Annotated in this window: 1 protein-coding gene and 2 pseudogenes; all 3 read right to left on the bottom strand. The window is 34.3% G+C overall.

Annotated features, from left to right (window positions below; translation table 11 throughout):
• Window positions 1–13 precede the first annotated feature (13 nt).
• Window positions 14–193: pseudogene (gene rplT, locus RMO83_RS00995) on the bottom strand (50S ribosomal protein L20); the annotation flags it as partial.
• A 15-nt stretch (window positions 194–208) separates the two neighbouring features.
• Window positions 209–1,612: a leucine-rich repeat domain-containing protein gene (locus tag RMO83_RS00990; RefSeq protein ID WP_310557806.1), complete on the bottom strand. Its 1,404-nt coding sequence runs from the start codon at window positions 1,610–1,612 to the stop codon at window positions 209–211.
• A gap of 391 nt (window positions 1,613–2,003) precedes the next feature.
• Window positions 2,004–2,105 (bottom strand): annotated as a pseudogene (locus RMO83_RS00985) (50S ribosomal protein L20); the annotation flags it as partial.

The raw sequence follows: 2,105 nt of genomic DNA, 5'->3' as shown, positions 1-2,105 counted from the left end.
GTTGATAAAACGTTTATTTTACTTTATTAAGTATGGCTTTGAAAGCTACTGGGTGATTCATCGCTAAATCGGCAAGAACTTTACGGTTCAATTCGATATTATTAGCTTTGCATTTCCCGATGAATTGTGAATAAGACATTCGTTCTAATCTGGCTCCAGCGCTGATACGTTGAATCCACAAAGCTCGCATTGTGGTTGTAGTTATGTACTACTCCTTAACTAACTTTTCATTAATACTTTTTCCATCCGTTGTATTTCCTTTTAGGATATAAACCCCTTTTTGTAAGGTAGAAACATCATAAGTGGCACTAGGATTTTGTAATGTTTTTACTTTTTTGCCTGCAACGTCAAAAACTTCAAGAGTATTCATTTCTTGACTGAACTTGATTTGAGATTGCGCGGGGTTTGGATAAAATTTTACATCATTTTGTACCGAAAAATTATTTAAGTTTAAAGCGGTTTCCACTTTAAATTCTTTCCAAACATTTGCAGCTTTATAGGCTGCTTCTGTTCCGGATGGTACATTTAATGCAACAGAAGCAAAAGTTATATTTTCGAAAACATTAGCATTAATAGCAATTGGCGTTGTCCAATTTACCGATACCTCCTTTAAACTGGTACAATTAGCAAACGCAGAATCTCCTATTGCGGTTAAAGAACTTGGAATAGTAATCGATGTTAAACCTGAACAACTTGAAAATGCACCAATACCAATACTTGTTACCGAGGTGGGGACTGAAACCGAAACTAAACCTGAACAACTTGCAAATGCATAATTACTAATGTTCGTAATCGAGTTGGAGATAACAACCGAAGTTAAACCCGAGCAATCTGAAAATGCACCAAAACCTAAGCTTGTTACCGAGGTGGGGATTGTAACCGAAACTAAACCTGAACAACGTGCAAATGCATAATTACCAATGTTTGTAATAGAGGTTGACATACTAACCGAAGTTAAACCTGAACATCTTAAAAATGCGGTAGTACCTATACTCGTAATCGAGTTGGGGATCGTAATCGAAATTAAACTTTTGCAGTCTGCGAATACACTGTCACTAATACTTGTTAAAGAATTGGGAATAGAAACCGAAGTTAAACTTGAACAACTTGAAAATGCACTCCTACCAATATTAGTTACCGAGTCCGGGATAGTGATGGAAATTAATGTTCCACAAGATTGAAATGCACTAGCGCCAATATTTGTTACTGCATTGGGTATATTGACCACAGATAACAAAGAACATTGTCTAAATGCATTATCTCCAATACTCGTTACCGAGCTTGGAATAATTATTGTAGATAAACCTACACAAAGCCAAAATGCCTGTGTACCAATACTTGTTGCCGAGTTGGGAATTGTTATTGAAGTTAAACTCGTACAACCTTGAAATGCTTTTTCGCCGATAACCGTTACCGAATAATTACCACTATTATAAGAAACAGTTTCAGGAATCACAATAGCTCCTGCAATTGATGTTGGATTTTGCGTAACTTCAACTGTTGTTGCGGCCGTTATTTTGTATTTAATGCCACCCGCTGTGAAGATGGTTCCCACTTGCCCAAAAGAGAATACGCTACATAAAATAGCTAAAAAGGTAATTTTTATTTGCATAATTGCTTGTTTTATTTATATGGTTTCTTGTTTTAGGCGTCGACTTTTATTTGTTACCAGCCATTACTTCTAAATCTGCAGTTCTTTACAAAATCAACAATGCAAATCAATAAAAAGTAACCGTTTTAACAAAATGTTTAAGAAATTAATTGCAAAAAGTTATTAACAAATATTTTAGAAGAGACGATACTGCAAGGACAGTAAGGCATTATTGCTAAAGCTTTTTTTTAGTTGAGAAAAACCATAAATGGAGTAAATGGGATTACAATAAAAAAATGAAGTAAATAGAAACTACTAATGTTTTTTTTTGATTTACTATTGACAAAAAAACCCAATCTTTCGACTGGGCTTCTCTATAAGTAAGTAATCTTAAATTGAGTTGATAAAACGTTTATTTTACTTTATTAAGTATGGCTTTGAAAGCTACTGGGTGATTCATCGCTAAATCGGCAAGAACTTTACGGTTCAATTCGATATTATTAGCTTTGCATTT

This window comes from Flavobacterium sp. (assembly GCF_031423415.1).
Lineage (GTDB): Bacteria > Bacteroidota > Bacteroidia > Flavobacteriales > Flavobacteriaceae > Flavobacterium.
This window is presented reverse-complemented; position numbering and strand designations above follow the sequence as displayed.